Consider the following 24,830-nt stretch of genomic DNA (forward strand, 5'->3'; position numbering starts at 1 on the left):
TCCCGGGCTCGTCGGCGGGCGACCGACCGGCCCGGCCACCGTCACACCAGGCGACGTGAGGGGGATACGTGGAGCTGCTCGAGGGGACCGTGCGCCCGTACGCATGGGGCTCGCGCACGCACATCGCGGCGCTGCTCGGTGAGCCGGTCCCGTCGCCGCACCCGGAGGCCGAGCTGTGGCTCGGCGCGCACCACGACGCGCCGTCGCGGCTCGTCGAGCGGCCCGGGGAGAGCACCCTGCTGCACGCCCTCGCCGACGACCCCGACGCCACGTTCGGGGCCGGGCGCGCCGAGCACTGGCGGGGCCGCTTCCCGTTCCTGCTCAAGGTCCTCGCCGCCGACGAGCCGCTGAGCCTGCAGACGCACCCGTCGGCGGAACAGGCCGCGGCCGGCTTCGCCCGCGAGGAGGCCTCGGGCATCCCGCAGAGCGCCCCGGAGCGCAACTACCGCGATCCGCTGCCGAAGCCGGAGATCCTCTGCGCCCTCGAGGAGTTCCACGCGCTCGCCGGGTTCCGGGACGCCTCGGTCACGGTGCGCCTGCTGCGCGCCCTCGACGTCGACTGCCTGGCCCACCACACCGAGCTGCTCGCCGCGCAGCCCGACCCCGACGGCCTGCGTGCCCTGTTCACCACCTGGATCACCCTGCCGCAGCGCACCGTGGACCAGCTGGTGCCCGCGCTGCTGGACGGCTGCGTGCGCCTGGCGAAGACCCCCGGATCCCCGGGTGCGCCGGGCGGGGAGTTCGAGCGCGAGGTCCGCACCCTGCTCGACCTCGGGGAGCGCTACCCCGGCGACGGCGGCGTGCTCGCGGCGCTGCTGCTCAACCGCGTGGTGCTCGCCGAGGGCGAGTGCCTCTTCCAGCCCGCCGGCTCGCCGCACGCCTACCTGTCCGGATGTGGCATCGAGCTGATGGCCAACTCCGACAACGTGCTCCGCGCGGGACTCACCCCGAAGCACGTCGACGTCCCCGAGCTGCTGCGGATCCTCGACTTCCGCTGCGGTCCCCCGCCGGTGATCCGCCCGACGGTGGAGGGCCCGCGCGCGGTGTTCACCGCGCCGAGCGAGCACTTCCGGCTGGTGCGTCTCGACGTGGGCCCCGACGACGGCCCGGTCGACCTCGGCATCGACGGTCCCCGCATCGTGCTCGTGATCCGCGGCGACGCCGAGCTGCGGGCCGGTCAGGGCCGGGCCGTGGCGCTCGCGCAGGGCCGGGCGGTGTGGGCCCCCGCCGCCGACGGGCCGGTGACCGTCCACGCCGGACCGGGCCGGGCGCTCGTGTTCGCGGCGGGCGACGGCTGGACCGCGGGTCCGAACGGGGCCCTCGGGACGATCGGCGGAGCCGACTAGATTGCCGCGGATCGGGCACCGTGCCCGGTTCGTCCCGTCCTTGCGCCCGAGGAGGTCGCGGTGTCCGCATCCGGAGGCTCCAAGGCGATCATCGCCGCCCTGTCCGCCAACGCGGGGATCGCGGTGGCGAAGTTCGTCGGCTTCGCGATCACCGGCTCGTCGTCGATGCTGGCCGAGGGGGTCCACTCGGTGGCCGACACCGCGAACCAGGGCCTGCTGCTCTTCGGCCGCCGGCGGGCCTCGCGGGCGGCCACGCAGGCGCATCCGTTCGGCTACGGGCGGGACCGCTTCTTCTACTCGTTCGTGGTCGCGCTGCTGCTGTTCAGCCTCGGATCGGTGTTCGCGATCTACGAGGGGGTGCACAAGCTCTCCGCCCCCGAGGAGCTCACCAGCCCGCTCGTCGCGGTCGTCATCCTCCTGGTGGCCATCGGGCTCGAGGGCTACAGCTTCATGACCGCCATCGGCGAGTCCCGCGAGCTCAAGGGCGACCTCTCGTGGTGGGGCTTCATCCGGCAGTCGGTGAACCCGGAGCTGCCCGTCGTGCTGCTCGAGGACACCGGGGCGCTGATCGGGCTCGTGCTGGCCCTCGGCGGGGTCGGGCTCACCGTCGCGACCGGTGACCCGATCTGGGACGCGATCGGCACCATCGCGATCGGCGTCCTGCTCGGGGTCATCGCCGTCGTCCTCATCGTGGAGACGAAGAGCCTGCTCATCGGCGAGGGGGCGCGGCCCGCGCTGGTCAACACGATCACGGCGTCACTGATCGGCGGACCGGTGGAGCGGGTGATCCACATGCGCACCCAGTACATGGGGCCCGAGGAGCTGCTGGTCGCCGCCAAGATCGCGGTTCCTGCCAGCCTGCCGACCGAGACCGTGGCCCGGGCGATCGACGCCGCGGAGGCGCGGCTGCGGGCGAAGGTCCCGGAAGCCCGGATCATCTACCTCGAGCCCGATCTGGACCGCACCGGTTCCGAGGACGGGCTCGACCCCGCGCTCGACCCGACGCCGTAGCCCGCTGTGCCGTGTGGGCCAGCCCATCGTCCTGAACGGTGGCCCGATCGTCGCCGCACGCCGATCCACTGGTACGAACCTCCGCGGACCAGGGAGCACACCGGGGTCACTGTGAGTATGGTGCCCGTCACCGCACAGGTGGACATACAGCTAGTGACAGCACGAAAGGGGGCCGGACATGGCAAGTCCCACGCGTTCCGGGAGTCTCTTCCGGACGAAGTCGGTCGAGCAGTCGATCGCCGACACCGACGAGCCGGACAGCAAGCTGCGCCGCGAGCTCGGTGCGCTGGATCTCACGATCTTCGGCGTCGCGGTCCTCATCGGCGCGGGCATCTTCACGATCACCGCGCGCACGGCCGGTGACGTGACGGGTCCCGCGATCGCGGTCTCGTTCGTCATCGCCGCGATCGCATGCGGCTTCGCCGGGCTCTGCTACGCGGAGTTCGCCTCGACGGTGCCGGTCGCGGGCAGTGCGTACACGTTCTCCTACGCGACCTTCGGCGAGTTCATCGCCTGGATCATCGGCTGGGACCTGATCCTGGAGTACGCGCTCGGTGCCGCCACCGTCGCCAAGAGCTGGTCGTCCTACCTCGGCAAGATCTTCTCGGTGCTGGGGCTCGGCGACTCGACGTCGTTCGACATCGGATCGGTCGAGGTCGACTGGGGAGCGATCCTCGTGATCGGTGCCCTCACCGCCGTGCTGGTGCTCGGCATCAAGCTCTCCAGCCGGGTGTCGACGATCATCACGTCGATCAAGATCCTGGTCGTCCTCTTCGTGATCATCCTGGGCGCGACGTTCATCAAGGCGTCCAACTACAGCCCCTTCATCCCGCCGGCCGAGCCGCCGAAGGAAGGGGCCAGCGGGCTCGGGTCCTCGCTGCTCTCGCTGCTCGTCGGCAGTGAGGGCAGCACGTACGGCGCGTTCGGGCTGCTGGCCGGGGCATCGCTGGTGTTCTTCGCGTTCATCGGCTTCGACGCGGTCTCGACGACTGCCGAGGAGACCAAGAACCCGCAGAAGGACCTGCCGCGCGGCATCCTCGGCTCGCTCGCCGTCGTCACCGTGCTCTACGTCGCGACGTCGTTGGTCCTCGTCGGCATGGTCAACTACACCCAGCTGAAGAGCTCGCCCGACGGCGAGAACAAGACCCTCGCCGACGCGTTCAGCCTGGTCGGGGCCAACTGGGCGTCGACGATCATCGCGGTCGGTGCGCTGGCCGGCCTGACGACCGTCGTGCTGGTGCTCATGCTCGGCCAGAGCCGCGTGTTCTACGCGATGAGCCGTGACGGCCTGCTGCCGCGGGGCCTGGCGAAGACCGGGCGCTACGACACCCCGAGCACGATCACGATCATCATCGGCACGGTCTGTGCGCTCATCGCCGGCCTCGTGCCGATCACGACCATCGAGGAGATGGTCAACATCGGCACGCTGTTCGCGTTCGTCCTGGTCGCGATCGGGACCTGGGTGCTGCGGGTCAAGCGGCCGAACCTCTCCCGCAGCTTCACCGTGAAGGCGCTGCCGGTGGTCGCGACCCTCGCCGTGATCTCCTGCCTGTGGCTGATGCTCAACCTCAGCGCCGAGACGTGGCTGCGGTTCATCCTCTGGATGGTGATCGGCGTCGTCGTCTTCTTCGCCTACTCGCGCCGCAACTCCGTGCTCGGCCGGCGGGAGAGGGGCGAGGAGGCGAGCGTGGCGGCCTCGTCGCAGAGCTAGGTGGCCTGCGGCCTCGTGAGCAGTAATCCGTGCCAGGGCACGGATTACTGCTCACGAGCGCGGAGCGCACCTACCTACCCGACGAACTTCTCCCGCAGCGTCTTCTTCGAGAACTTCCCGGTCGAGGTCTTCGGCACCTCGTCGATGAACTCGACGTCGTCCGGGACCTGCCACTTCGCGACCCGCGTCAGCAGGTGGTCCCGGACCTGCTCGGCGGTGAGCTGCGACCCGTCGCGGACCACGACACACGCGAGCGGGCGCTCCGACCACTTCTCGTCCGGGATCGCGATGACGGCGGCCTCGGCGACCTCGGGCATCGCCATGATCTCGTTCTCCAGGTCTACCGAGGAGATCCACTCGCCGCCGGACTTGACGAGGTCCTTGGTGCGGTCGACCAGACGGACGTAGCCGTAGCGGTCGATCACCGCGACGTCGCCGGTGCGCAGCCAGCCGTCGGCGGTGAACTGCTTCCCGCCGTCCTCGTTGAGGTAGTACGAGTCCGCGATCCACGGCCCGGACGCCTGCAGCTCCCCGGACGAGACCCCGTCCCACGGCTGGATCTCGCCGGTCTCGGGGTCGGCGAGGCGCAGGTCGACCATCGGCGCCGGCTGACCCGCCGTCGAACGGACGTCGGCGAGGTCGTCGTCGGACAGGCCGTCGTGGATCGAGCGCAGCGTGCCCGTCGTCGCGATCGGGCTGGTCTCGGTCATGCCCCAGGCCTGCGTGATCGGCAGCCCGATCTTCTTCCGCCAGGCCTCGGACAGCGACTTCGGCACCGCCGACCCGCCGCAGAGCAGCAGCCGCAGGTGCGGGACGTCCTGGGGACCGGACAGCTCGGGCAGCACGCCCATCCAGATCGTGGGCACGCCCGCGGTCAGGGTGATGTCGTGGTCGCGCAGCATCCCCGCGATGGCCTTCGGCACCATGTTCGGCCCGGGCATCACGAGGGCCGCGCCGGCGAACACCGCGGCATAGGGCGTGCCCCAGGCGTTCGCGTGGAACATCGGCACGATCGGCAGCACGATGTCGCGCTCGACCAGGCCCGCGACGTCGGCGATGAGCACCGAGACGGAGTGCAGCACCGTCGAGCGGTGCGAGTAGACGACGCCCTTGGGGTTGCCGGTGGTGCCGGACGTGTAGCACATGGCCGCCGCGCGGTTCTCGTCGTCGACGACGAAGCGCCCCGCGTACGGCTCCACCGAGGCGAGCAGCGTCGCGTGGTCGACGATGCGCTCGTCGTCGGGGACCGGGGTGTCGGAGCCGTCGTCGATCACGACGAACTTCCGCACGTGCGGCATCTGGTCCGCGAGCGGCCAGAGCTGCCCGAACAGCGCCCGCTCGACGAAGATCACGTCGTCGTCGGCGTGGTTGACGATGTAGACGAGCTGCTCGGCGAACAGCCGGATGTTCAGGGTGTGCAGCACGCGCCCGCTGCAGGGCACGGCGAAGTACAGCTCGAGGTGGACCGGCGTGTTCCAGCAGAAGGTTCCGACCCGCGCGTCGTGCGCCACGCCGAGCGCGTCGAGGGCGGCCGCCGTGCGGCGGACCCGGACGGCCCAGTCCGCGTAGGTCGTCGTCGTGACGGCGCCCCCGACACCCACGCCCGTCAGCGTCTTGTGGCCGAAGAGCTGCTCGGCACGGTGGAAGACGTGAGGGAGGGCGAGGGGGGTGGTCTGCATCTGTCCGAGCACGGCTGGGGCCTCCTGGGCGCGCGACGGGGGCTGGGGCCACGAGCCTACGGCGGCTGTGGTCCCGGTCATACCGTTCGGGTGGTCCCGGTCATACCGTCCCAGCCGCGCCCGCCTGGACGCTCGCGCCGGTCCGTCCGGCGGCGACGGTGTGACCTGGTCGACGCCGACCCGGCGGACCGGGCGACGACCTGCGACGGGGCCGTCCGGTGCCCCGTGCTCGTGCGCGCGCCGTCTTGACCGTCCCGACGGCCTGTGTGAGTGTCGTTTCCACGGCAACAGGTCGCACCGCTGGTGCGACGGGCCTGACGAGTGGCGCTGCAACGGACACCTCGTGTCCGCCACGCTCGGCAGGGCTCCGGATCATCAAGGGCGCCTCCAGATGGTGGAGGTCCGTGCTCTGAACCTTCGCGGACGCGGGAGTGGGTTGTTCCCCCGACGCCGCCGGGACAGACAGTTCAACGGTCCGACCACCGGACAACCGACGAGTTCACACCGACCGGATGAGGAGTCATGGCAGCAGTAGGGACCACGCACGAGAAGTACGCCGAGAAGAACGGGATCGACTTCGCGGTCGCCGACCTCGGTGAGGCCGACTTCGGCCGCCGTGAGATCCGCCTGGCCGAGCACGAGATGCCCGGGCTCATGGCGCTGCGCCGGGAGTACTCCGAGGCGAAGCCGCTGCACGGTGCGCGCATCTCCGGCTCGCTGCACATGACCGTCCAGACGGCGGTCCTCATCGAGACGCTGACCGCGCTCGGTGCCGAGGTCCGCTGGGCCTCCTGCAACATCTTCTCCACCCAGGACCACGCGGCCGCCGCGGTCGTCGTCGGCCCGAACGGGACGCCGGACAACCCCAAGGGCATCGCGTGCTTCGCCTGGAAGGGCGAGACGCTCGAGGAGTACTGGTGGTGCGCCGAGCAGATGCTCGCGTGGGCCGACTCCGACACCCGCGGCCCGAACATGATCCTCGACGACGGCGGGGACGCCACGATGCTCGTCCACAAGGGCGTCGAGTTCGAGAAGGCCGGCGTCGTCCCGTCGACCGAGGCCGACGACCCCGCCGAGTACCAGGTCGTGCTCGAGACGCTGCGCCGCAACCTCACCGCGGACCCGCAGCACTGGACCAAGGTCGCGTCCGGCATCAAGGGCGTCACCGAGGAGACCACGACGGGTGTCCACCGTCTCTACGAGTTCGCCAACGAGGGCAAGCTGCTCTTCCCGGCGATCAACGTGAACGACTCGGTCACCAAGTCGAAGTTCGACAACAAGTACGGCTGCCGCCACTCGCTCATCGACGGCATCAACCGCGCCGTCGACGTGCTGATCTCCGGCAAGAAGGCCGTCGTCGCCGGCTTCGGTGACGTCGGCAAGGGCTCCGCCGAGTCGCTGCGTGGCCAGGGCGCCCGCGTGACCGTCACCGAGTCCGACCCCATCTGCGCGCTCCAGGCGCTCATGGAGGGCTACGACGTCAACACGCTCGAGAACGTGATCGACGACGCCGACATCGTCATCACGACCACGGGCAACAAGGACATCGTCACCCTCGAGCACATGAAGCGGATGAAGCACCAGGCGATCCTGGGCAACATCGGCCACTTCGACAACGAGATCCAGGTCGAGAAGCTCGAGAAGTCCGGTGCCACGCGCATCAACATCAAGCCGCAGGTCGACGAGTGGCGCTTCGACGACGGCCACTCGATCATCCTGCTGTCCGAGGGGCGCCTGCTGAACCTCGGCAACGCGACCGGGCACCCGAGCTTCGTCATGTCGAACTCGTTCGCCAACCAGACGATCGCGCAGATCGAGATCTTCACCAAGCCCGGTGAGTACCCGATCGGCGTGTACCGCCTGCCGAAGCACCTGGACGAGAAGGTCGCGAAGGTCCACGTCGAGGCGCTCGGCGCGGAGCTGACCAAGCTCACCAAGGAGCAGGCCGAGTACATCGGCGTCGACGTCGAGGGCCCGTACAAGCCGGACCACTACCGCTACTGAGTTCTCGCGGTTGGACGTTCTGAGCACGTTCTGACCGAAGGGCCCCTCCGCTCGATCTGCTCGAGCGGAGGGGCCCTTCGCTCGTTCGCCCCGCGCCCGCCGGTTCCGAGCCCACCACCGTCGTCACACGGCGCCGCTGGCTAGCGTGGTCGCCCGTGGGTGTGGTGGTGGCCGTGGAGGGCCTGGACGGAGCGGGCAAGGCGACGCTGGTGGACGCCCTCGGCCGGGCCGCCCGGGCACGCGGGGCCTCCGTCGCGACCCTCGCCTTCCCCCGCTACGACGACGACGTCCACGCCGCGCTCGCCGGGGAGGCGCTGCACGGCGAGCACGGGGACACCGCCGCCTCGGTCCACGCGATGGCGCTGCTGTTCGCGCTCGACCGGCGCGCGGCGGCCGGCCACATCGACGACCTGAGACACGCCAACGACCTCGTCCTCGTCGACCGGTACGTCGCCTCCAACGCCGCCTACGGGTCGGCGCGGCTGCACCAGGGCGTGGGGGAGTTCGCGGCGTGGGTGCGCGCCACCGAGATCGAGCGCTTCGCGGTGCCCGCCCCCGACGCCCAGGTGCTCGTCCGCGTACCGCCGGAACTGGCCGCGGAACGAGTCAGGGAACGCGCCCGGACGGCCCCCGACCGGGACCCCGACGGCTTCGAGGCCGACGCGGCCCTGCAGCAACGGTGCGCCGAGGTCTACGACCGACTCGCCGCGGGGCACTGGTGGAGCCCCTGGTGGGTCGCCGAGAATCGGCATTCAGGTGATGAAGCGCTCACCCGTACGGCTGACGCCGTGATTAGTGCCGTGCTGACCGCGGAGTTCGCTCCCGGATCGTCGGTGAGAAGTGACACCATTGAGACATGAGCTCTCGAATCCTCGTCGTGGACGACGACTCCTCGCTCGCCGAGATGCTGACGATCGTCCTGCAGGGCGAGGGGTTCGACACGACCGTGGTGTCCGACGGGGCCCAGGCTCTGCCGACCGTCCGCGAGTCCTCACCGGACCTCGTGCTGCTCGACCTGATGCTCCCCGGGATGAACGGGATCGACGTCTGCCGGGCGATCCGGGCGGAGTCGGGGGTGCCGGTCGTGATGCTCACCGCGAAGACCGACACGGTGGACATCGTGCTGGGGCTGGAGTCCGGCGCCGACGACTACATCGTCAAGCCGTTCAAGCCCAAGGAACTCGTCGCGCGCATCCGGGCGCGCCTGCGGCAGTTCCCCACCGAGCCGAGCGAGCAGATGCAGATCGGCGACGTGACCATCGACGTCCCGGCACACCAGGTCCGGCGCAACGGCTCGCCGATCCCGCTCACCCCGTTGGAATTCGACCTGCTCGTGGCCCTCGCCCGCAAGCCGCGCCAGGTCTTCACCCGCGAGGTGCTGCTCGAGCAGGTCTGGGGCTACCGGCACGCGGCCGACACCCGTCTGGTGAACGTGCACGTCCAGCGGCTGCGCTCGAAGGTCGAGAAGGACCCGGAGCACCCCGAGGTGGTGCTCACGGTGCGCGGCGTCGGCTACAAGGCCGGCCCGCCCTGATCGACCCCGGATCGGTGAGCCGTCGTGGCTGACCGCATCGCGAGCGTGCGCCGCCGCCTCGAGCTCGCGCTCGCCGAGCGGGTCGGGGCCGTGCGGGTGCTCTGGCGCCGCTCGATGCAGCTGCGCGTGGTGCTGTCCACGGTCGCGATGTCCAGCGTCGTCGTGCTCGTGCTGGGCCTCGTGCTGCAGACCCAGATCGCCGACCGGCTGCTCCAGGGCAAGCAGCAGGCCGCGCTGATCCAGGCCGACATCAGCCGGCAGAACCTCGAGCGGGACCTCGCCCGGGTCGACCCCGACCGCGACGGCACCCAGTCCACCCTCGACGAGGCCCTGGACCGGCTGACGTCCTCGGGCTCCGGGTCGGACTCCCGGGACGCCGGCGCCTTCGAGGCGGTGCTCGTCGCGGGCACCGAGCCACTCGGCGCGACGAGCACGTCGGGCACCGCGACCTCGGCCGCGCCCGAGGACTCCCAGGCGACGTCGGAGCCGTCGTCGGGACCCGCCTCCGTGGTCCCGCCGCAGCTGCGCGACCCGGTGCTCAAGGGCTTCCTCGCGACCAAGTACGTCACGGTGTCCGAGCCGGGGCACGCCGACGTGCCCGCGCTCATCGTCGGCCAGCCGGTGCGCACCGCGGGCCGCAACCTGCAGCTCTACCTGATCTTCCCGCTCTCGGCGGAGCAGCGGACCCTCGCGCTCATCCAGTCGACCCTCGCACTCGCGGGGCTCGCCCTGCTGGGGCTGCTCGCGGGCATCTCGAGCATCGTCACGCGCCAGGTGGTGCGCCCGGTCCGGCAGGCCGCCGACGTCGCCGAACGGTTCGCCGACGGCCACCTCGACGAACGCATGCCGGTCTACGGCGACGACGAGGTGGCCCGCCTGGCGGAGTCCTACAACGAGATGGCGGCGAGCATCCAGCAGCAGATCCACCAGCTCGAGGAGTTCGGCGCGCTGCAGCGACGGTTCACCTCCGACGTCAGCCACGAGCTGCGGACCCCGCTGACGACGGTGCGCATGGCGGCCGAGGTGCTCCACGCGCAGGCCGAGGACCTCGACGCCGTCGCCCAGCGCTCGGCGCAGCTGCTCGTCGACGAGCTGGACCGCTTCGAGTCGCTGCTCGGCGACCTGCTGGAGATCAGCCGCCTCGACGCGGGCGTGGCCGAGCTGGCGAACGAGCGCGTCGACATCCGCGACATCGTGCGGCGCTCCGCCGAGACGGTGCGCCACCTCGTCGACGAGACCGCCACCCCGCTGCTGCTCGACCTCACCGAGGACGCCGACGCCGAGGTCGACCCGCGCCGCGTCGAGCGCATCCTGCGCAACCTGCTCGCCAACGCGATCGACCACGGCGAGTCCCGGCCGATCGAGGTGCGGGTGGCGGCGGACGAGCACGCCGTCGCCGTCGTCGTCCGCGACCACGGGATCGGGCTCAAGCCCGGTGAGGCCGGGCTGGTGTTCAACCGGTTCTGGCGCGCCGACCCGTCGCGGCAGCGCCGCAGCGGCGGGACCGGGCTCGGTCTCGCGATCAGCCTCGAGGACGCCCGGCTGCAGGGCGGCTGGCTGCAGGCCTGGGGCGAGACCGACCACGGCGCGGTGTTCCGGCTGACCCTCCCGCGCACCGCGGGTGCGCTGCTGCGGACCAGCCCGCTGCCGCTCATCCCGGTGACCGGCGCACCGGCCGGGGCCGAGCCCGGGATCCGGGAGGCGGCCGCCACCACCGGCACCGCGCTGCCCCCGCCCACCGGCGAGATCCCGGCCGTGCGGAGCGGGGACGACGACGAGGGCCCCGCGGCGGGCGGTGACGGGCCGGGGTCCGCGGAGACCGACCGGCCGGGCGCGGTGTCGGGGCGCGGGGAGACCTGGTGAGGCGCGGTGTGCTGGTGGCGCTCCTCGGGCTCGTCACCACGCTGCTCGCCGGGTGCGCGACGGTGCCCGGCTCGTCCGACGTGACCGTGCTGCGGCGCGTCGGCGACCCGGCCGAGCCGAGCGCCCCGCCCGGACCCGCCCGCGGGGCCGGCCCGCTGGAGATCGTCCGCGGCTGGATCCTGGCCTCGGGCGCCACCGCCGAGCGGCACAGCGCGGCCCGGGCCTTCCTCTCGCCACCGGCGGCGGGCTCGTGGGACGACGGGTCCTCGCCGACGGTCGTGTCGGACCGGGTCGACACGGTGTTCTCCCAGGGCAGCGGGCAGTCCGGGACGGCGTCGGTGCGCGTCCGCGCCGACAAGCTGGGCACGCTGCGTCCCGACGGGGCGTTCGTCCCCGCGACCGGCATGGTGGACGTCGTCGTCGGGCTCACCCAGAACAACGGGGTCTGGCGCATCTCCTCGGTCCCGCCGGGCACGATCGTGCGGCGCTCCGACCTGCGGGCGAACACCCGCCCGGTCCGCATCTGGTTCGTCGGGGCGGTCGGGGGCGCGCCGGTCGGGGAGACGCGCTACCTCCCGACCAGCCCGGTCCGCTCGGTGCCCGCGCGCGTGCTCGACGAGCTGTTCTCCGGCCCGTCGGACGGCCTGCGGGGCGCGGCGGTCTCGGCGCTGCCGCCGGGCGTGCTGCTGCGGTCCGCGGTCGGCACCACCTCCGACGGGGTCACGACGGTGGACCTGACCCGGGCGGGGTCGGCGGCGGCGATGGACGAGGCGCGGCGCACCGAGATCGCCCAGCAGATCGTGCTCACCCTCGCGGGCGTCGGCATCGACCGGGTGCAGGTCACCGTCGACGGCGCCCCCCTGCTCGACGGCCGCCCGCAGCTCGGGGTCGCCGACGTGCTCGCCGGCCTGCCGCCCGCGGTGCGCGACCGTCAGGACCTCCCCAGCGCGGGGACCGGCGGTGACGCGGCGATGACGCCGCCCGCCGTCGTCGTCACCGGTGGCCGGGTCCGGACCGTCCCGCAGGACACGACGGTGGCGACCGACGCCGGGCGGCCCGCGACGCCCGACCTCGTCACCGGGGTGGACGACGCCCGCAGCGCGAGCATGTCGCCGGACGGCCGCGACGTCGCCGTCGTCGGGCTCGAGGGCGCGACCATGCGCCTCTCCGTCGGACGCGCCGGTGCCGCCGCCGCCGCGACGTCGATCACCGGCACGACGATGACCCGGCCCTCCTGGACGCCGGACGGCTCCGAGGTGTGGACGGTCGTCGACGGCCGGCCGGTGCGGGCGGTGCGGTCCGGGTCGTCGTCGGACTCGTCGGGTCTCACCCCGGTCGCGCTCGACACCTCACCGCTCGCCGGACTCGGGCCGATCAGCGTGCTGCGGCTCTCCCCGGACGGCACGAAGGTCGCGATGGTCGCCGGGGGGCGCGTGGTCATCGCGACGGTGGTGCGCGACGGGGCCGGGGGCGTGCAGCTCGGCGCGGTGCGGGTGCTGCGCCCGGCGCCCGCGGCGGACGTCCTGGAGGGGGTCCTCGACGTCACCTGGTCGCAGACCGACCGGCTGGTGGCCGTCGGGGCCGGTGTCGGCCACCCGGTGCAGTTCGCCTCGGTCGACGGGCTGGACCTGGACGACGGCCCCACGACCAACCTGACGCCGCCGGTCAGCGCGGTCGCCGCGGCGCCGGACCGGCCCACGCTCGTGGTCGACCAGGGCGGCCTGTGGTCGCTGCCCTCGGACGGCGGCGACGTGTGGAGCTCGGTGCCGGGCGGGTCGAACACCTCGGTGCCGGCGTATCCGGGGTAGGTGGCCTTCGGTGTCCTGGTGTCAGCGATGCGGCGTTGCTGACGCTGGACGTCAGTAGCTCCACATCCTCGATCGCGCGGGGCGGCTGCTGCGTCCGGCCCAGTCGGTTGTCCACACCGGCAGCGGACCCGTCGGTTGTCCACAGGCGGTGAGGCGGCGCTGGTCGGCGGGGGCATGCTCGGCCGAGGCTCGACGGCGTGCTCCCACGACTCCTGCGGGCCCTCGTCGACCTGCTCCTCCCCGCGCCCTGCGGCGGCTGCGACGCGACCGTGCCGCCCGGGACCGGCCTGTGCGCGGCCTGCCTGGCCTCGCTGCGACGTCCGCTGCCCGCCTCCGAGCGGCACGACCTGCCGCCCGCGATGGCGCTCGCGCCCTACTCCGGCCCCGCGCGGCACACCGTGATCGCCTACAAGGAGCGCGGGCGACGGGACCTCGCGGAGCCGCTGGCCGCCGTGCTCGGCGCCGCGCTGGACCGTCTCGGCATGGGCGGCGGCCTGCTGGTCCCGGCGCCCTCGCGGGCCGCGGCCGCCCGGGCCCGCGGGGGCGACCACATGCTCCGCATCGCCCGTCGGCTCGCCCGTGCCGGCCACGGGCAGGTGCTGCCCGCACTCGCGCTCGGGCGTCGCGCACGGGACTCCGTCGGCCTCGATCCCGCGGCGCGCGCGGCGAACCTCGCGGCCCACCTGCGGGTACGCCACGCCGCGCTGGACGGGCTGCCGCCGCATCGGGGACCGGTCGTTCTCCTCGACGACGTGCTCACCACGGGGGCGACCGCGGCCGCCTGCTCCGCCGCGCTCGCCGAGGCTGGGCTGCCAGTGGATCTGGTGCTCGTCGTGACCGCCGTCGGGGCGCGGCGACCCCGGGTGCCGGGGGCTCGCGCGCCCAGCGCGGCGTCGCCCGTGCCGCGTCCCTCACCTGCGTCCCTCACCCGTGCGGACGGACCCCCGCCCGGCGCAACGGACACGGCGTGCGTTCGTCCTGTCGTGGCGTTCCCTCGACACGGGGGCCGCCCACTCGACACCTTCCGGACACCCGCCGGAGTCGATAGCGTGTCCCATCTCACCGGTCAGGTCGACCGAGAGGAGGCGCGAACGGCGTACTGCGGCGCCATGGGTCTCCGGGAGGCGCGACCGCCCCCTCCCCACCCGGTCCTCACCGAGGACACGGCCCGACGACGGGCCGGACGAGGCGCCGCTCCTACTTCCCTCGGGAGTTGATGTGGAGATCGTCATCTGCGGCCGCAACGTCGAGGTCCCGGAGCACTTCCGCGACCACACGACCGACAAGCTGGCCCGACTCGGACGTTACGACCACAAGATCATCAGATTGTCCGTCGAGCTCTCGCACGAGAACAACCCGCGTCAGGCCAAGACCTGCCAGAGCGTCGAGATCACCGGTCGCGGACGGGGGCCCGTCGTGCGGGCCGTCGGCTGTGCGTCCGACTTCTACTCCGCGATGGACATGGCCCTGGGACGGATCGAGGAACGACTGCGCCGGGCGCACGACCGCCGGGTGCACAAGGCGGGACGACGCCGGGTCGCCGTCGGGGTGGGCGGCCCCGCGGAAGACCTGCCCTCGTCCGGGGCCGACCTCGACGAGGCGCTCCCCGCACCGCTGCGGGAGGACGTCGGCGAGGACGAGGGACAGTCCTACCTGCCGGAGAGCGAGGTGCCCGCCGCGCGCGAGGCGCTCGACGACCGCTTCGGTCGCGAGGTCGACGGCGACGGGCCGGGACACATCGCGCGGGTCAAGGAGCACGAGGGCCTGCCGATGACCGTGGACGACGCGCTGTCACACATGGAGCTCGTCGGGCACGACTTCTTCCTGTTCTCCGACAAGTCGAGCGGTCGGCCGAGCGTCGTCTACCGGCGCCGCGGTTACGACTACGGCGTGATCTCACTGGTGTGATCCAGGTCTGATCGGAGAGGCGACGGGGCCCGGCCGGGCGGCGGCCGGGCCCCGTCGTCCGTCCGGACCAGCCGCCCCGGGCCGTCGCCGACAAGGTCGCGCTTACCATGGGAGGAAGCGCACGCGCGTATTCGCCGTGCGGTGTGGCGGAGAGGGCCCCGAGCGGTCGGTTTCGCCGCGACACCGGGACGGTCCTCCCACGGGCCCCCGGAGCCGATGAGAGCCAGCGACGAGGACGAGCGAGGTCACCCATCGTGGTGCTGAACCGACTGCTGCGGGCGGGCGAGGCGAGGACGGTCAGGCGTCTCGGCGCGATCGCGGACTACGTCGACACGTTCGCCGACGAGGTCGAGGCACTCTCGGACGACGAGCTGCGCGCGAAGACCCAGGAGTTCAAGGACCGCTACGCCGAGGGCGAGTCGCTCGACGACATGCTCGGCGAGGCATTCGCCGTCGTCCGCGAGGGCGCGTCCCGCACCCTCGGCCAGCGTCACTTCCGCGTGCAGCTCATGGGTGGCGCCGCGCTGCACCTGGGCAACGTCGCGGAGATGAAGACCGGCGAGGGCAAGACGCTGGTCTCCACGCTGCCCGCCTACCTCAACGCGATCGCCGGCGAGGGCGTGCACGTCGTCACGACGAACGACTACCTCGCCCGCCGCGACTCCGAGTGGATGGGCCGCGTCCACCGCTTCCTCGGCCTCGAGGTCGGCGCGATCTACGCCGAGATGCCCCCGGACGAGCGCCGCGGCGCGTACCTGGCCGACATCACCTACGGCACGAACAACGAGTTCGGCTTTGACTACCTGCGCGACAACATGGCCTGGGCCAAGGCCGAGTGCGTCCAGCGCGGGCACGCCTTCGCGATCGTCGACGAGGTCGACTCGATCCTCATCGACGAGGCCCGTACGCCGCTGATCATCTCGGGGCCCGCGGAGCAGAGCGCACGCTGGTACACCGAGTTCGCGCGGCTCGCGCCGAAGATGACCAAGGACGATCACTACGAGATCGACGAGCGCAAGAAGACGGTCGGCGTCACCGAGGAGGGCGTCGCCTTCATCGAGGACCAGCTCGGCATCGAGAACCTCTACGAGGCCGCGAACACGCCGCTGGTCGGCTACCTCAACAACGCGATCAAGGTGAAGGAGCTCTTCCTCAAGGACAAGGACTACATCGTCCGCGACGGCGAGGTCCTGATCGTCGACGAGTTCACCGGCCGCGTCCTGGCGGGGCGGCGGTACAACGAGGGTCTGCACCAGGCGATCGAGGCCAAGGAAGCGGTCGAGATCAAGCAGGAGAACCAGACCCTCGCGACGATCACGCTCCAGAACTACTTCCGGCTCTACGAGAAGCTCTCCGGGATGACCGGTACGGCCCAGACCGAGGCCGCGGAGCTCTCCAAGACCTACAAGCTCGGCGTCGTCACCATCCCGACGAACAAGCCGCCGCTGCGCGTCGACCAGCCCGACCTGGTCTACAAGACCGAGGCGGCGAAGTTCGAGGCCGTCGCGGACGACGTCGCCGAGCACTACGAGCGCGGCCAGCCCGTGCTCATCGGGACGACGAGCGTCGAGCGCTCCGAGTACCTCGCCAAGCTGCTCACCCAGCGCGGCGTGGAGCACTCGGTGCTCAACGCGAAGTTCCACGAGCAGGAGGCTGGGATCATCGCCCAGGCCGGGCGTCGTCAGGCCGTCACGGTCGCGACGAACATGGCCGGCCGCGGTACCGACATCGTGCTCGGCGGCAACCCCGACTTCATCGCCGACCTGCAGCTCCGGGCCAAGGGCCTCGACCCGGTCGACACGCGCGAGCAGTACGAGGCCGCGTGGGACGACACGCTCGACCAGGTCAAGGGCGAGGTCTCCCGCGAGGCCGAGCTCGTCAAGAAGGCCGGCGGCCTCTACGTCCTGGGTACCGAGCGCCACGAGTCGCGCCGCATCGACAACCAGCTCCGCGGCCGCTCCGGCCGTCAGGGCGACCCGGGCGAGTCGCGGTTCTACCTCTCGCTGGGCGACGAGCTCATGCGGCGGTTCAACGGCGCCATGGTCGAGACGATCATGACCCGGTTCAACCTGCCCGAGGACATGCCGATCGAGGCGAAGATGGTCTCCCGGGCCATCCGCAGCGCGCAGACCCAGGTCGAGCAGCAGAACTTCGAGATCCGCAAGGACATCCTCGAGTACGACGAGGTCATGAACCAGCAGCGCACGGTGATCTACGCCGAGCGCCACCGCGTGCTCGAGGGGGAGAACCTCGCCGAGCAGATGCAGAACATGATCGTCGACGTCGTCACCGCCTACGTCGACGGCGCGACGTCCGAGGGCTACAGCGAGGACTGGGACCTCGAGAAGCTCTGGACCGGTCTCGGGCAGCTGTACCCGGTCGGCGTGCGCTGGGAGGACGTCGTCGAGGAGAACGACGACATCGACCGCGACGTGCTCGTGGACATCCTCACCGAGGACGCGCTCGACGCGTACCAGCGCCGTGAGGACGAGATCGACGGCATCGTGCCCGAGGGCGGGATGCGCGAGCTCGAGCGTCAGGTCATCCTCTCCGTGCTCGACCGCAAGTGGCGCGAGCACCTCTACGAGATGGACTACCTGAAGCAGGGCATCGGGCTGCGCGCCATGGCCCAGCGCGACCCGAAGATCGAGTACAAGCGCGAGGGCTTCGAGATGTTCTCCGCGATGATGGAGGGCATCCGCGAGGAGTCCGTCGGGTTCCTGTTCAACCTCACCATCCAGGTCGAGGAGATCGCCCCGGTCGACGCCGTCCCGGGCGCGAACCCGCAGACCGAGACCGCGATGCAGCCGGTCATCCGCCCGGAGGACCCCGACCCGCGCCGGCTCTCGACGGCGGGTGCCGCACCCGTCGGGATGCCGCCCACGCGTCCGGTCGCGCCCGCGGCGGGCGGCCCGGTGCCGCCCCAGGGCCAGGGTCAGGGTCGGCCGATGATGGTGCCGCCCAACGCGCGCCGTCCCGGGTTCGAGCCGACGGCGGCGATCCCGACCGCCCAGGGCCAGCAGCCTGCTCCTCCTGCTCCCACGACCGCGCCGACCGACCGGCCGTCCCAGCCCGGGACGAACGGGGCAGGTCACCCCGGCGCGGGCCAGCGTGGCGCCCCGACCGGGCGACGGGGTCGGCAGGGCCCGCCCCGCGGACCGCAGCCCGGCCAGGCTCCGCCGCCGCAGGACGCCCCGACCTCGGCGGGTCCGGCCATGTCGCAGCTCGGCGGCGCGCCCGCGCCGAACGCGTTCCGCAGTGCGGGCCTCGGCGGACAGCGTCCGCAGCAGCTCAACTACTCCGGCCCCGACGAGGACGGTCAGGCGGCTCCGGCCGGCGGCAACGGCGGGGCCGGTCGGCGCCCGGCGAACCCGCAGCAGGCGCGCCGCGCGGACACCCCGTCCCGCAACGCGCCCTGCCCCTGCGGTTCCGGGCGCAAGTACAAGCAGTGCCACGGGGCGCCGGCGCGCGGCTGACCTCAGAGCACGGCCAGCTCGGTGACCCGCCACGTCCGCGTCGCGTCCAGCTCGAAGCGGGCGGCTGCTGCCCGTGCCCGACCCTGACCACATAGCGCCGCAGCCACCTCGACGGCGACCCCCGACGCCCCGACCACCGGGCACAGCCGCAACCCCCGCACCCGTGCACCCTGCGGAAACTCACGACTCCGCGCCACACCGGCCCGCACCCGCTCGACCAGCGGCGCCGGGCACAGCCGCATCAGGTGAGCCGGTGGCCGACGCCTGTCGAGGACCTCGGCCACCGCGGTGAGCAGCCCGACCGCGAGCGGCCCGACCTGGGCGCACGCGGCCTCCAGCGCCGCGTCCCACCCGGGCCCGCTCGCCGCGTCCGGCGTCGCCGAGTCGCCGACCCCGGAGCGCTCCTCGAGGGACCCGCGCTGCTCGGCGAGCACCGCCGTCAGGGCACGCAAGCGCGGGAGCGGACGCCGATCCATCCGCCGGGCCCGGGTCGGCGCGCTGCAGGCGGACGCCTCCCGCGGCCGCAGCAGCGCTCGAGATCCACCCGACCCGGAACCGCCTCCCGCCGGCTCCGGAACGGCCTCGCCCGCCGTCACACTCATGACCCGTCCTCCCGCCGTCGCACCGCACCGATCCGGATGCGGCGGGAGGAACCGCGCCCGGAGCCCGAATCTAGGCGAGTGTCGGGACGGGCGGGTGCGGTTCGAGGAGGATCAGCGGCGGGCGAGCTCGAAGCAGGCCAGCGTGGCCGCGCACGCCGCGTTCAGCGACTCCACGCCACCCGCCATCGGCACGACGACGGTGTCGTGCAGCTCGCCGCGCACGTCCTCGGTGAGCCCGTCGGTCTCGCCGCCGACGACGATCGCGACCCGGTCGGGCAGTTCGACGTCGAACAGCGACGACTGCCCGCCGCCGTCGAGCCCCAGCAGCACGAACCCGGCCTCGGCCAGCGCGCCGAGCCCCGCCGCGGCCGTCCCCGCCCGCAGCACCGGCGCGTGGAACGCCACCCCGGCCGACGCCTTCACCACCAGCGGGTCGATCGACGGCGCTCCCCGACGCGGCAGCAGCACCCCGGAGAGGCCTGCCGCCGTCGCCGAGCGCAGGATCATCCCGACGTTGGACGGGTTGGTCAGGCCGTCGAGGACGAGCACGCGCGCCCCGTCGTCCGGACCCAGCCCGGCGACGAACGCCTCCACGGTCCGCATCCCCGGCGCGACGACGTCCGCGACCACGCCCTGGTCCTGGCGACCGTTCCCGGCGAGCACCTTCACCCGCTGCGCCGAGGCCCGCCGCACCGGCACCCCACGTTGACGCGCGGCGTCGAGCAGCGGACGGACGGCCCGCGGGTCGGCCCCCTCGGCGAGGATCACCTTGTCCACGTCCAGCGCCGGGTCCGAGAGCGCCTCGAGGACCGGCTTGCGCCCGTAGACGGTGACGAACCGGTCCTTCGGCGACGGGCCGGTGGGCTCGTCGGTGGCCGGATCGGCTGACCCCGCGGGCGGTTGGGAGGGGGACATCACTGTGCACTCTCGCAGACGGGGCGCTCCGGAGTGACGTGCGAGGATCGGGTCCATGCCGGACCGCCTCTCGGCCCTGGACGCCTCCTTCCTCTACATGGACCAACCGACGACGCCCATGCACGTCGGCAGCGTCGCCGTCTTCCGCAAGCCCCGGGCCGGCTTCGACTACGAACGTCTCGTCGAGCTCATCAGCGGCCGGATCGGCCTGGTTCCGCGCTACCGGCAGAAGATTCGCGAGATCCCGGCCGGGATGGCCCGCCCGGTGTGGGTCGACGACACCGAGTTCGACGTGACCTACCACGTGCGCCGCTCCGCGCTCCCCGGTCCGGGCACCGACCGGGCGCTCAACGAGCTCGTCGCGCGCCTCATGTCGCGGCCGCTGGACCACACGCGGCCGCTCTGGGAGATGTACCTGGTCGACGGCCTGTCCGGCGGACGGGTCGCGATCGTCACCAAGACCCACCAGGCGATGGTCGACGGCATCGCGTCGATCGACATCAGCCAGGTCGTGCTGGACGACTCGCCGGAGGGCCGCGACGAGCCGGTCGACGAGTGGAGCGCCCGGCCCGAACCGGCGCCGTGGAAGCTGATGCTCGACGCGATGGGCGAGGCCGTCGCGCGGCCCGGCAACGCGGTGGAGGTCGCGCGGGCGGCGGTGCGCGACGCCACGGAGACCGTCGCGCAGGTCGCCGGCGTCGCGGGTGGGCTGCTGTCGGCGGTACGGACGGCGGTCCGGCCCGCCCCGACCAGCCCACTGAACGTCCCGATCTCCACGCAGCGCCGCTTCGCCCACGCGCGCACCGACCTGGAGGACTACCGGGCGGTGCGCCGCGCGCACGGCGGGACCATCAACGACGTCGTCCTCGCCGTCATCTCCGGGGCGATGCGCAACTGGCTGCTCTCGCGCGGCGCCTCGGTGACCCCTTCGACGACGATGCGCGCGATGGTGCCGCTCTCGGTGCGCGGCGAGGCCGAGGCGACCGGCGCGATCAACGGGGCGGGGCTGCTCGGCAACCGGATCGCGTCGTACCTGGTGGACCTGCCGGTCGGCGAGCCGAACCCGGTGCTGCGGATGCACCACGTGGCGCACGCGATGCGCGAGCACAAGCAGTCCGGGCAGTCGGTCGGCGCGAACGCGCTGGTGCAGGTGGGCGGGTTCACCCCGCCGACGCTGCACGCGCTCGGCGCCCGTGCGGCGAGCGGGCTGTCCCGGCGGCTGTTCAACGTCGTCGTCTCCAACGTGCCGGGCCCGCAGCACCCGCTCTACGCCGGCGGGGCGCGGATGCTCGAGATGTACCCGGTCGTCCCGCTGGCGAAGGGGCAGTCGCTGGCCGTCGGGCTCACCAGCTACGACGGCGGGGTGTTCTACGGGTTCAACGCCGACCGCGACGCCATGGCCGACGTCGACGAGTTCGGTGACCTCGTGGCCGAAGCGCTCGCGGAACTGGTCGCGACGGTGCCGCGATGAGAGGGGCAGCCGGGTGAGCCGCACCCCGTCCCGGCGGGCCGTCGTCCTCGGGACCGGCGGGTCGCTCGGCTACGCGTGGACCGTCGCGGCGCTCTCCACCTGGCAGCAGGCGACCGGGCTCGACGCACGCGACGCGGACGTCGTCGTCGGGACCTCCGCCGGATCCATCGTCGCGTCCGCGCTGGCCAGTGGCCTTGCCGTCGAGGACCTGGTGGATCACCTGCTCGACGCGCCGTCGCGCCCGTCGTCGAACCGGAAGCCCCGACGACGCGGCGCCCGGGGCGGGCTCCCGCCGATGCCGCGGATCGGGCCGGGCTCGGTGCGCCTGCTCGGCCGGATCGCGCAGGCCCCGACGAAGTTCCCACCGCTCGCCGCGGCCTCGGCGCTGCTGCCGGTCGGTCGCGCGGACACCTCCGGGGTCGTGCGGCTGGTGTCGTCGTTCGCGTCGGAGACCTGGCCGGCGCCGCCGGACGGGCCGGAGCTGCGCATCGTCGCCACGGACTACGACAGCGGCGCCCGGGTGCCGTTCGGCCGGGCCGGGGCACCCCCGACGTCGCCGGCCGAGGCGGCCTCGGCGTCGTGCGCGGTGCCCGGGTGGTTCGCGCCGGTGCGGATCGCGGGGCGGCGCTACGTCGACGGCGGGGTGTGCTCGGCGACCTCGGCCGACCTGCTCCTCGGGCCGGACATGCCGCCGCTCGACGAGGCCCTGGTGCTGATCCCGCTCGCCCGGCGCGGCCGGATGCAGCTCGGCGGGGCGGGGGCGGCGGCGGACGGACTGTTCCGTGGGATCGTCGGCGGCCGCAGCGCCCGGGAGATCGGCCGGCTGCGGACCGCGGGGCTGCGCGTGACGGCGCACGCCCCCGGCCCGGAGGACCGCGCGGCGATGGGATGGAACGTGATGGACGCCCGGAAGCAGGGCGACGTCCTCCGCACGGCGCTGCGCACGACGGCGGCCTGGTGGGCGCGCAAGGACCGGGGCCGGACGATCGGGGAAGGACACGAGTGAGGGTCTACGTACCGACGACCGTCGCGGGGCTGCGCGCGCTCCTGGCCGACGAGGCGCTGCAGCCGCTCTCGGGGACGGCGTTCGCGCTGACCCCCGCGCTGCGGGAGGCCTACATCGCGGGTGACGACGAGGAGCTGGAGTACGTCGCGATGACCGAGGCGGCGCGGGCCTCGCTGCGGCTGCTCGCGACCGATCTCGTCGAGGACCCGGACACCCCGGCCCGGCGCGCGGTCGTCGCCGCCGACGTGGACGAGGTGACCCTGCGTCCCGACCTGGACGCCGCGGTGGTGCGGGTGGCCGGCCCGATCCCGATGCCTCGGCTCGCGTCGGTGCACCTCGACGTGTCCGACGCGGTCGAGGACGTCCGCCGGGCCGCCGGGGTGATCGACGCCGCCGACATGGGCGACGAGGACGCGGAGCTCACGCTCGGGGACGCCGAGGATCACGACCTCGCCTGGTACGGGCTCCAGGAGCTGCCGTTCGTGCTGGACCTGGAGGTGCCTGACGGCACGTGAGCACTAATTGACGCCAGGGCGTCAATTAGTGCTCACGAGCGCGGAGCGCACCTACGCGGGCATCCCCTTCCGCCACGCCGTGTAGCTCTGCAACCGGCCGGCGTTCGGGCGGAACAGCCACGGCCAGGGATGCACCGCGTTCGGCTGCAGCTGCGTCGAGAGCCGCCGGAAGCCGGGCACCGGCGCGAACGTCACGGCCAGCCGTCGCTCGCCCAGCTCGTCCGGGACCCGGCCGCGGTACAGCTCGACCGGCCGGCGCGTCGCCAGGTCGGCCAGCGTCTCGGCGAGGAACACCAGCCGCTTGCCCGAGAGCCGCAGCCGGCGCAGCAGCGGCTCGTCGAACACGAACACCGCCGGCACGTCGGAGTGGGCGGCCAGTGCCGGGTCGTCGTCGCCGAGCGACTCCGCCGTCAGCCACACGGCATCCACCTCGGCGGCGGGTGACGACGACGGGCCCGCGGTCGCCTCGGGATCGGGGTCGGAGCGCAGCAGCGACGGTGGCTCGATCCGCTCGGTGCGCTGCTCGGGCGGCCAGTCCTGGACGGGACAGGCCTGGTTCAGGGCACACCCGGCGCAGAGCTTCGGCGCCCGCTTCTCGACCTGGTAGCGCGAGAACCCGTACGCCTTGCCCGTCCCGGAGCCGACCGTCCACTGCCAGCCGAGCCGGTTGGCCGCCCGCGACCCGTCGAGCAGGTGGGTGAAGAACGCGTCCTCGCCGTCGCGCCAGCGGGCCCCGGCGCGCACGGTCCACTGGCTCGCGAGCCACATGCGGGTCTGGTTCACCAGCCACCCGTCGTCGTGCAGCTCGGAGACCGTGGTGTCCATGCAGGCCATGTCGCGCGGCCACGGGTCGTCCCAGAGCTCGGGCGGACGCGGCGGGTGGGCGCGCAGGTCGTCACGCAGCCGCGTCCCGACCCGCGCGTACACGTGCCGCGCGTACTCCTGCCAGGCGAGCTCGTCGCGGTACTTGGTGCGGTCGCGGGGGGCGGCGTCGGCGACGTGCTCCCACAGCGCCGGCAGCGAGAGCAGCCCGTGACGGATCCACGGCGACATCCGCGAGGCGCCGCGCCGCTCGGGCGGCCAGACCTCGTTGCGACGCCGGGCGTAGTGCGTGACGTCGAGGGCCGCGAGTGCGGCGTCCGCGGCCGTCTGCCCGCCCCGGAACGACGGCGAGGCGGCCGGGGTGTCGCAGGCGAGGTCGGCGAGGTGCTCGCCGACGAAGGCGACGGCGGCGTCGGGACCGGGGTCGGGAACGGGAAGGCGCACATCGGGGCGTACCCCGCCCGCCCCGAGCGGACCCTCACGGTTGCCGCGGCGGCCCTCGTGGTCCACTCGGCGGGACCAGCCCCGGAGGAGGTCCCGTGCTCGCCCGCGCCCGCGCTCTCGCCGCCGGCCCCGACCGCCGCATCCTGGGCATCGTCGGGGGACCCGGGGCCGGGAAGTCGACGCTCGCCGACGCGCTGGGCGAGCGGCTCGACCCGCACCGGGTCGCCGTCGTCGGGATGGACGGCTGGCACCTGGCGAACTCCACCCTCGAGCGGCTCGGCCGCCTCGAGCGCAAGGGCGCGCCGGACACCTTCGACGCGGCCGGCTACGTCGCCTTCCTCGAGCGGTTCCGGACCGAGCGCACGACGACGATCTGGGCGCCGGAGTACCGGCGGTCCGTGGAGGAGTCGATCGGCGGCGCGCTGGAGATCGGCCCCGAGGTCACGCTGCTGGTCACCGAGGGCAACTACCTGCTGCTCGACGAGCCGCCCTGGGACCGCGTCCGCGGCCTGCTCGACGACGCCTGGTTCCTGGAGCCGGACGAGGCCACCCGGCGACAGCGCCTGATCGCCCGGCACGAGCGCGTCGGGCGCACGCACGACGAGGCCGTGGCCCGCGCCGACGGGTCGGACGCCGCCAACGCCGTCGTGATCGCCCGGACCGCCCACCGCGCCGACCGCCGCCTGACCGACGACACAGACCTCGACGACTGACC

General features: G+C 73.0%; 19 protein-coding genes and 1 riboswitch. Of the genes, 15 read left to right on the forward strand and 4 right to left on the reverse strand.

Annotation, left to right across the window (positions count from 1 at the left end; genetic code table 11):
• Window positions 1-68 precede the first annotated feature (68 nt).
• The 3 genes from manA (at window position 69) to LQ327_RS29205 (ending at window position 4,068) form a co-directional block, all read left to right on the forward strand.
• Window positions 69-1,346: a mannose-6-phosphate isomerase, class I gene (manA, locus tag LQ327_RS29195; protein ID WP_308286398.1), complete on the forward strand. Its 1,278-nt coding sequence runs from the start codon at window positions 69-71 to the stop codon at window positions 1,344-1,346.
• A 60-nt stretch (window positions 1,347-1,406) separates the two neighbouring features.
• Window positions 1,407-2,357 (forward strand): cation diffusion facilitator family transporter, encoded by a 951-nt coding sequence (locus LQ327_RS29200; protein WP_230739511.1) that lies wholly within the window; start codon window positions 1,407-1,409, stop codon window positions 2,355-2,357.
• A gap of 178 nt (window positions 2,358-2,535) precedes the next feature.
• Entirely contained in the window at window positions 2,536-4,068 is a 1,533-nt protein-coding gene (locus LQ327_RS29205) for an APC family permease (protein WP_230739513.1), read from the forward strand.
• A gap of 74 nt (window positions 4,069-4,142) precedes the next feature.
• Here the strand turns inward: LQ327_RS29205 and LQ327_RS29210 are convergent, their stop codons facing one another.
• Window positions 4,143-5,747 carry a long-chain fatty acid--CoA ligase gene (locus tag LQ327_RS29210; RefSeq protein WP_230739515.1) on the reverse strand — a complete coding sequence of 535 codons (1,605 nt, stop codon included), beginning with the start codon at window positions 5,745-5,747 and terminating at the stop codon, window positions 4,143-4,145.
• 313 nt (window positions 5,748-6,060) lie between these two features.
• A riboswitch (S-adenosyl-L-homocysteine riboswitch) is annotated at window positions 6,061-6,141 on the forward strand.
• A 128-nt stretch (window positions 6,142-6,269) separates the two neighbouring features.
• On the opposite strand from LQ327_RS29210, the gene ahcY reads away from it, so the two are divergent.
• From ahcY to secA, 8 genes are all read left to right on the forward strand, one after another.
• Window positions 6,270-7,751 carry an adenosylhomocysteinase gene (gene ahcY, locus LQ327_RS29215; RefSeq protein WP_230739517.1) on the forward strand — a complete coding sequence of 494 codons (1,482 nt, stop codon included), beginning with the start codon at window positions 6,270-6,272 and terminating at the stop codon, window positions 7,749-7,751.
• 155 nt (window positions 7,752-7,906) lie between these two features.
• Window positions 7,907-8,611, forward strand: a complete 705-nt coding sequence (locus tag LQ327_RS29220; protein ID WP_230739519.1) for a dTMP kinase — start codon at window positions 7,907-7,909, stop codon at window positions 8,609-8,611.
• On the forward strand, window positions 8,608-9,285 hold the full coding sequence (gene mtrA, locus LQ327_RS29225; protein WP_230739521.1) for an MtrAB system response regulator MtrA: 678 nt from the start codon (window positions 8,608-8,610) through the stop codon (window positions 9,283-9,285). Before LQ327_RS29220 ends, mtrA begins: the two co-directional genes overlap by 4 nt.
• A gap of 24 nt (window positions 9,286-9,309) precedes the next feature.
• A complete protein-coding gene (gene mtrB, locus LQ327_RS29230; protein WP_230739522.1) occupies window positions 9,310-11,148 on the forward strand; it encodes an MtrAB system histidine kinase MtrB in 1,839 nt (612 codons plus the stop codon).
• Window positions 11,145-12,956, forward strand: a complete 1,812-nt coding sequence (locus LQ327_RS29235; RefSeq protein ID WP_230739524.1) for an LpqB family beta-propeller domain-containing protein — start codon at window positions 11,145-11,147, stop codon at window positions 12,954-12,956. Before mtrB ends, LQ327_RS29235 begins: the two co-directional genes overlap by 4 nt.
• A 197-nt stretch (window positions 12,957-13,153) precedes the next feature.
• Window positions 13,154-14,173 (forward strand): ComF family protein, encoded by a 1,020-nt coding sequence (locus LQ327_RS29240; protein WP_230739525.1) that lies wholly within the window; start codon window positions 13,154-13,156, stop codon window positions 14,171-14,173.
• Between the two features lies 1 nt (window position 14,174).
• Window positions 14,175-14,864 carry a ribosome hibernation-promoting factor, HPF/YfiA family gene (gene hpf / locus LQ327_RS29245; RefSeq protein WP_230739526.1) on the forward strand — a complete coding sequence of 230 codons (690 nt, stop codon included), beginning with the start codon at window positions 14,175-14,177 and terminating at the stop codon, window positions 14,862-14,864.
• A gap of 254 nt (window positions 14,865-15,118) precedes the next feature.
• The gene (gene secA, locus LQ327_RS29250; RefSeq protein ID WP_230739527.1) at window positions 15,119-18,340 is read left to right on the forward strand and encodes a preprotein translocase subunit SecA; all 3,222 of its coding nucleotides are present in this window, start codon (window positions 15,119-15,121) and stop codon (window positions 18,338-18,340) included.
• A gap of 2 nt (window positions 18,341-18,342) precedes the next feature.
• Here the strand turns inward: secA and LQ327_RS29255 are convergent, their stop codons facing one another.
• The gene (locus tag LQ327_RS29255; protein WP_230739529.1) at window positions 18,343-18,792 is read right to left on the reverse strand and encodes an Rv3235 family protein; all 450 of its coding nucleotides are present in this window, start codon (window positions 18,790-18,792) and stop codon (window positions 18,343-18,345) included.
• A 261-nt stretch (window positions 18,793-19,053) separates the two neighbouring features.
• Window positions 19,054-19,857, reverse strand: a complete 804-nt coding sequence (locus LQ327_RS29260) for a TrmH family RNA methyltransferase (protein WP_230739531.1) — start codon at window positions 19,855-19,857, stop codon at window positions 19,054-19,056.
• Between the two features lie 55 nt (window positions 19,858-19,912).
• Between LQ327_RS29260 and LQ327_RS29265 the strand changes: the two genes are divergently transcribed.
• From LQ327_RS29265 to LQ327_RS29275, 3 genes are read left to right on the forward strand one after another with little or no spacing between them, the layout of a single operon-like run.
• Complete coding sequence (locus LQ327_RS29265; RefSeq protein ID WP_230739532.1) at window positions 19,913-21,328, forward strand: WS/DGAT/MGAT family O-acyltransferase; 1,416 nt, start codon at window positions 19,913-19,915, stop codon at window positions 21,326-21,328.
• 13 nt (window positions 21,329-21,341) lie between these two features.
• Window positions 21,342-22,334 carry a patatin-like phospholipase family protein gene (locus LQ327_RS29270; RefSeq protein ID WP_230739533.1) on the forward strand — a complete coding sequence of 331 codons (993 nt, stop codon included), beginning with the start codon at window positions 21,342-21,344 and terminating at the stop codon, window positions 22,332-22,334.
• Window positions 22,331-22,849 (forward strand): DUF6912 family protein, encoded by a 519-nt coding sequence (locus tag LQ327_RS29275; protein ID WP_230739534.1) that lies wholly within the window; start codon window positions 22,331-22,333, stop codon window positions 22,847-22,849. The genes LQ327_RS29270 and LQ327_RS29275 overlap by 4 nt, the downstream gene beginning before the upstream one ends.
• Before the next feature lie 51 nt (window positions 22,850-22,900).
• Here LQ327_RS29275 and LQ327_RS35065 read toward each other — a convergent pair whose 3' ends face one another.
• Window positions 22,901-24,181, reverse strand: coding sequence for an FAD-binding domain-containing protein (locus tag LQ327_RS35065; protein ID WP_230739535.1), 1,281 nt, complete (start codon window positions 24,179-24,181; stop codon window positions 22,901-22,903).
• Between the two features lie 29 nt (window positions 24,182-24,210).
• On the opposite strand from LQ327_RS35065, the gene LQ327_RS29285 reads away from it, so the two are divergent.
• Window positions 24,211-24,828 (forward strand): nucleoside/nucleotide kinase family protein, encoded by a 618-nt coding sequence (locus LQ327_RS29285; protein WP_230739536.1) that lies wholly within the window; start codon window positions 24,211-24,213, stop codon window positions 24,826-24,828.
• Window positions 24,829-24,830 lie beyond the last annotated feature (2 nt).

The organism is Actinomycetospora endophytica (assembly GCF_021026375.1).
Taxonomy (GTDB): Bacteria; Actinomycetota; Actinomycetes; order Mycobacteriales; family Pseudonocardiaceae; genus Actinomycetospora; species Actinomycetospora endophytica.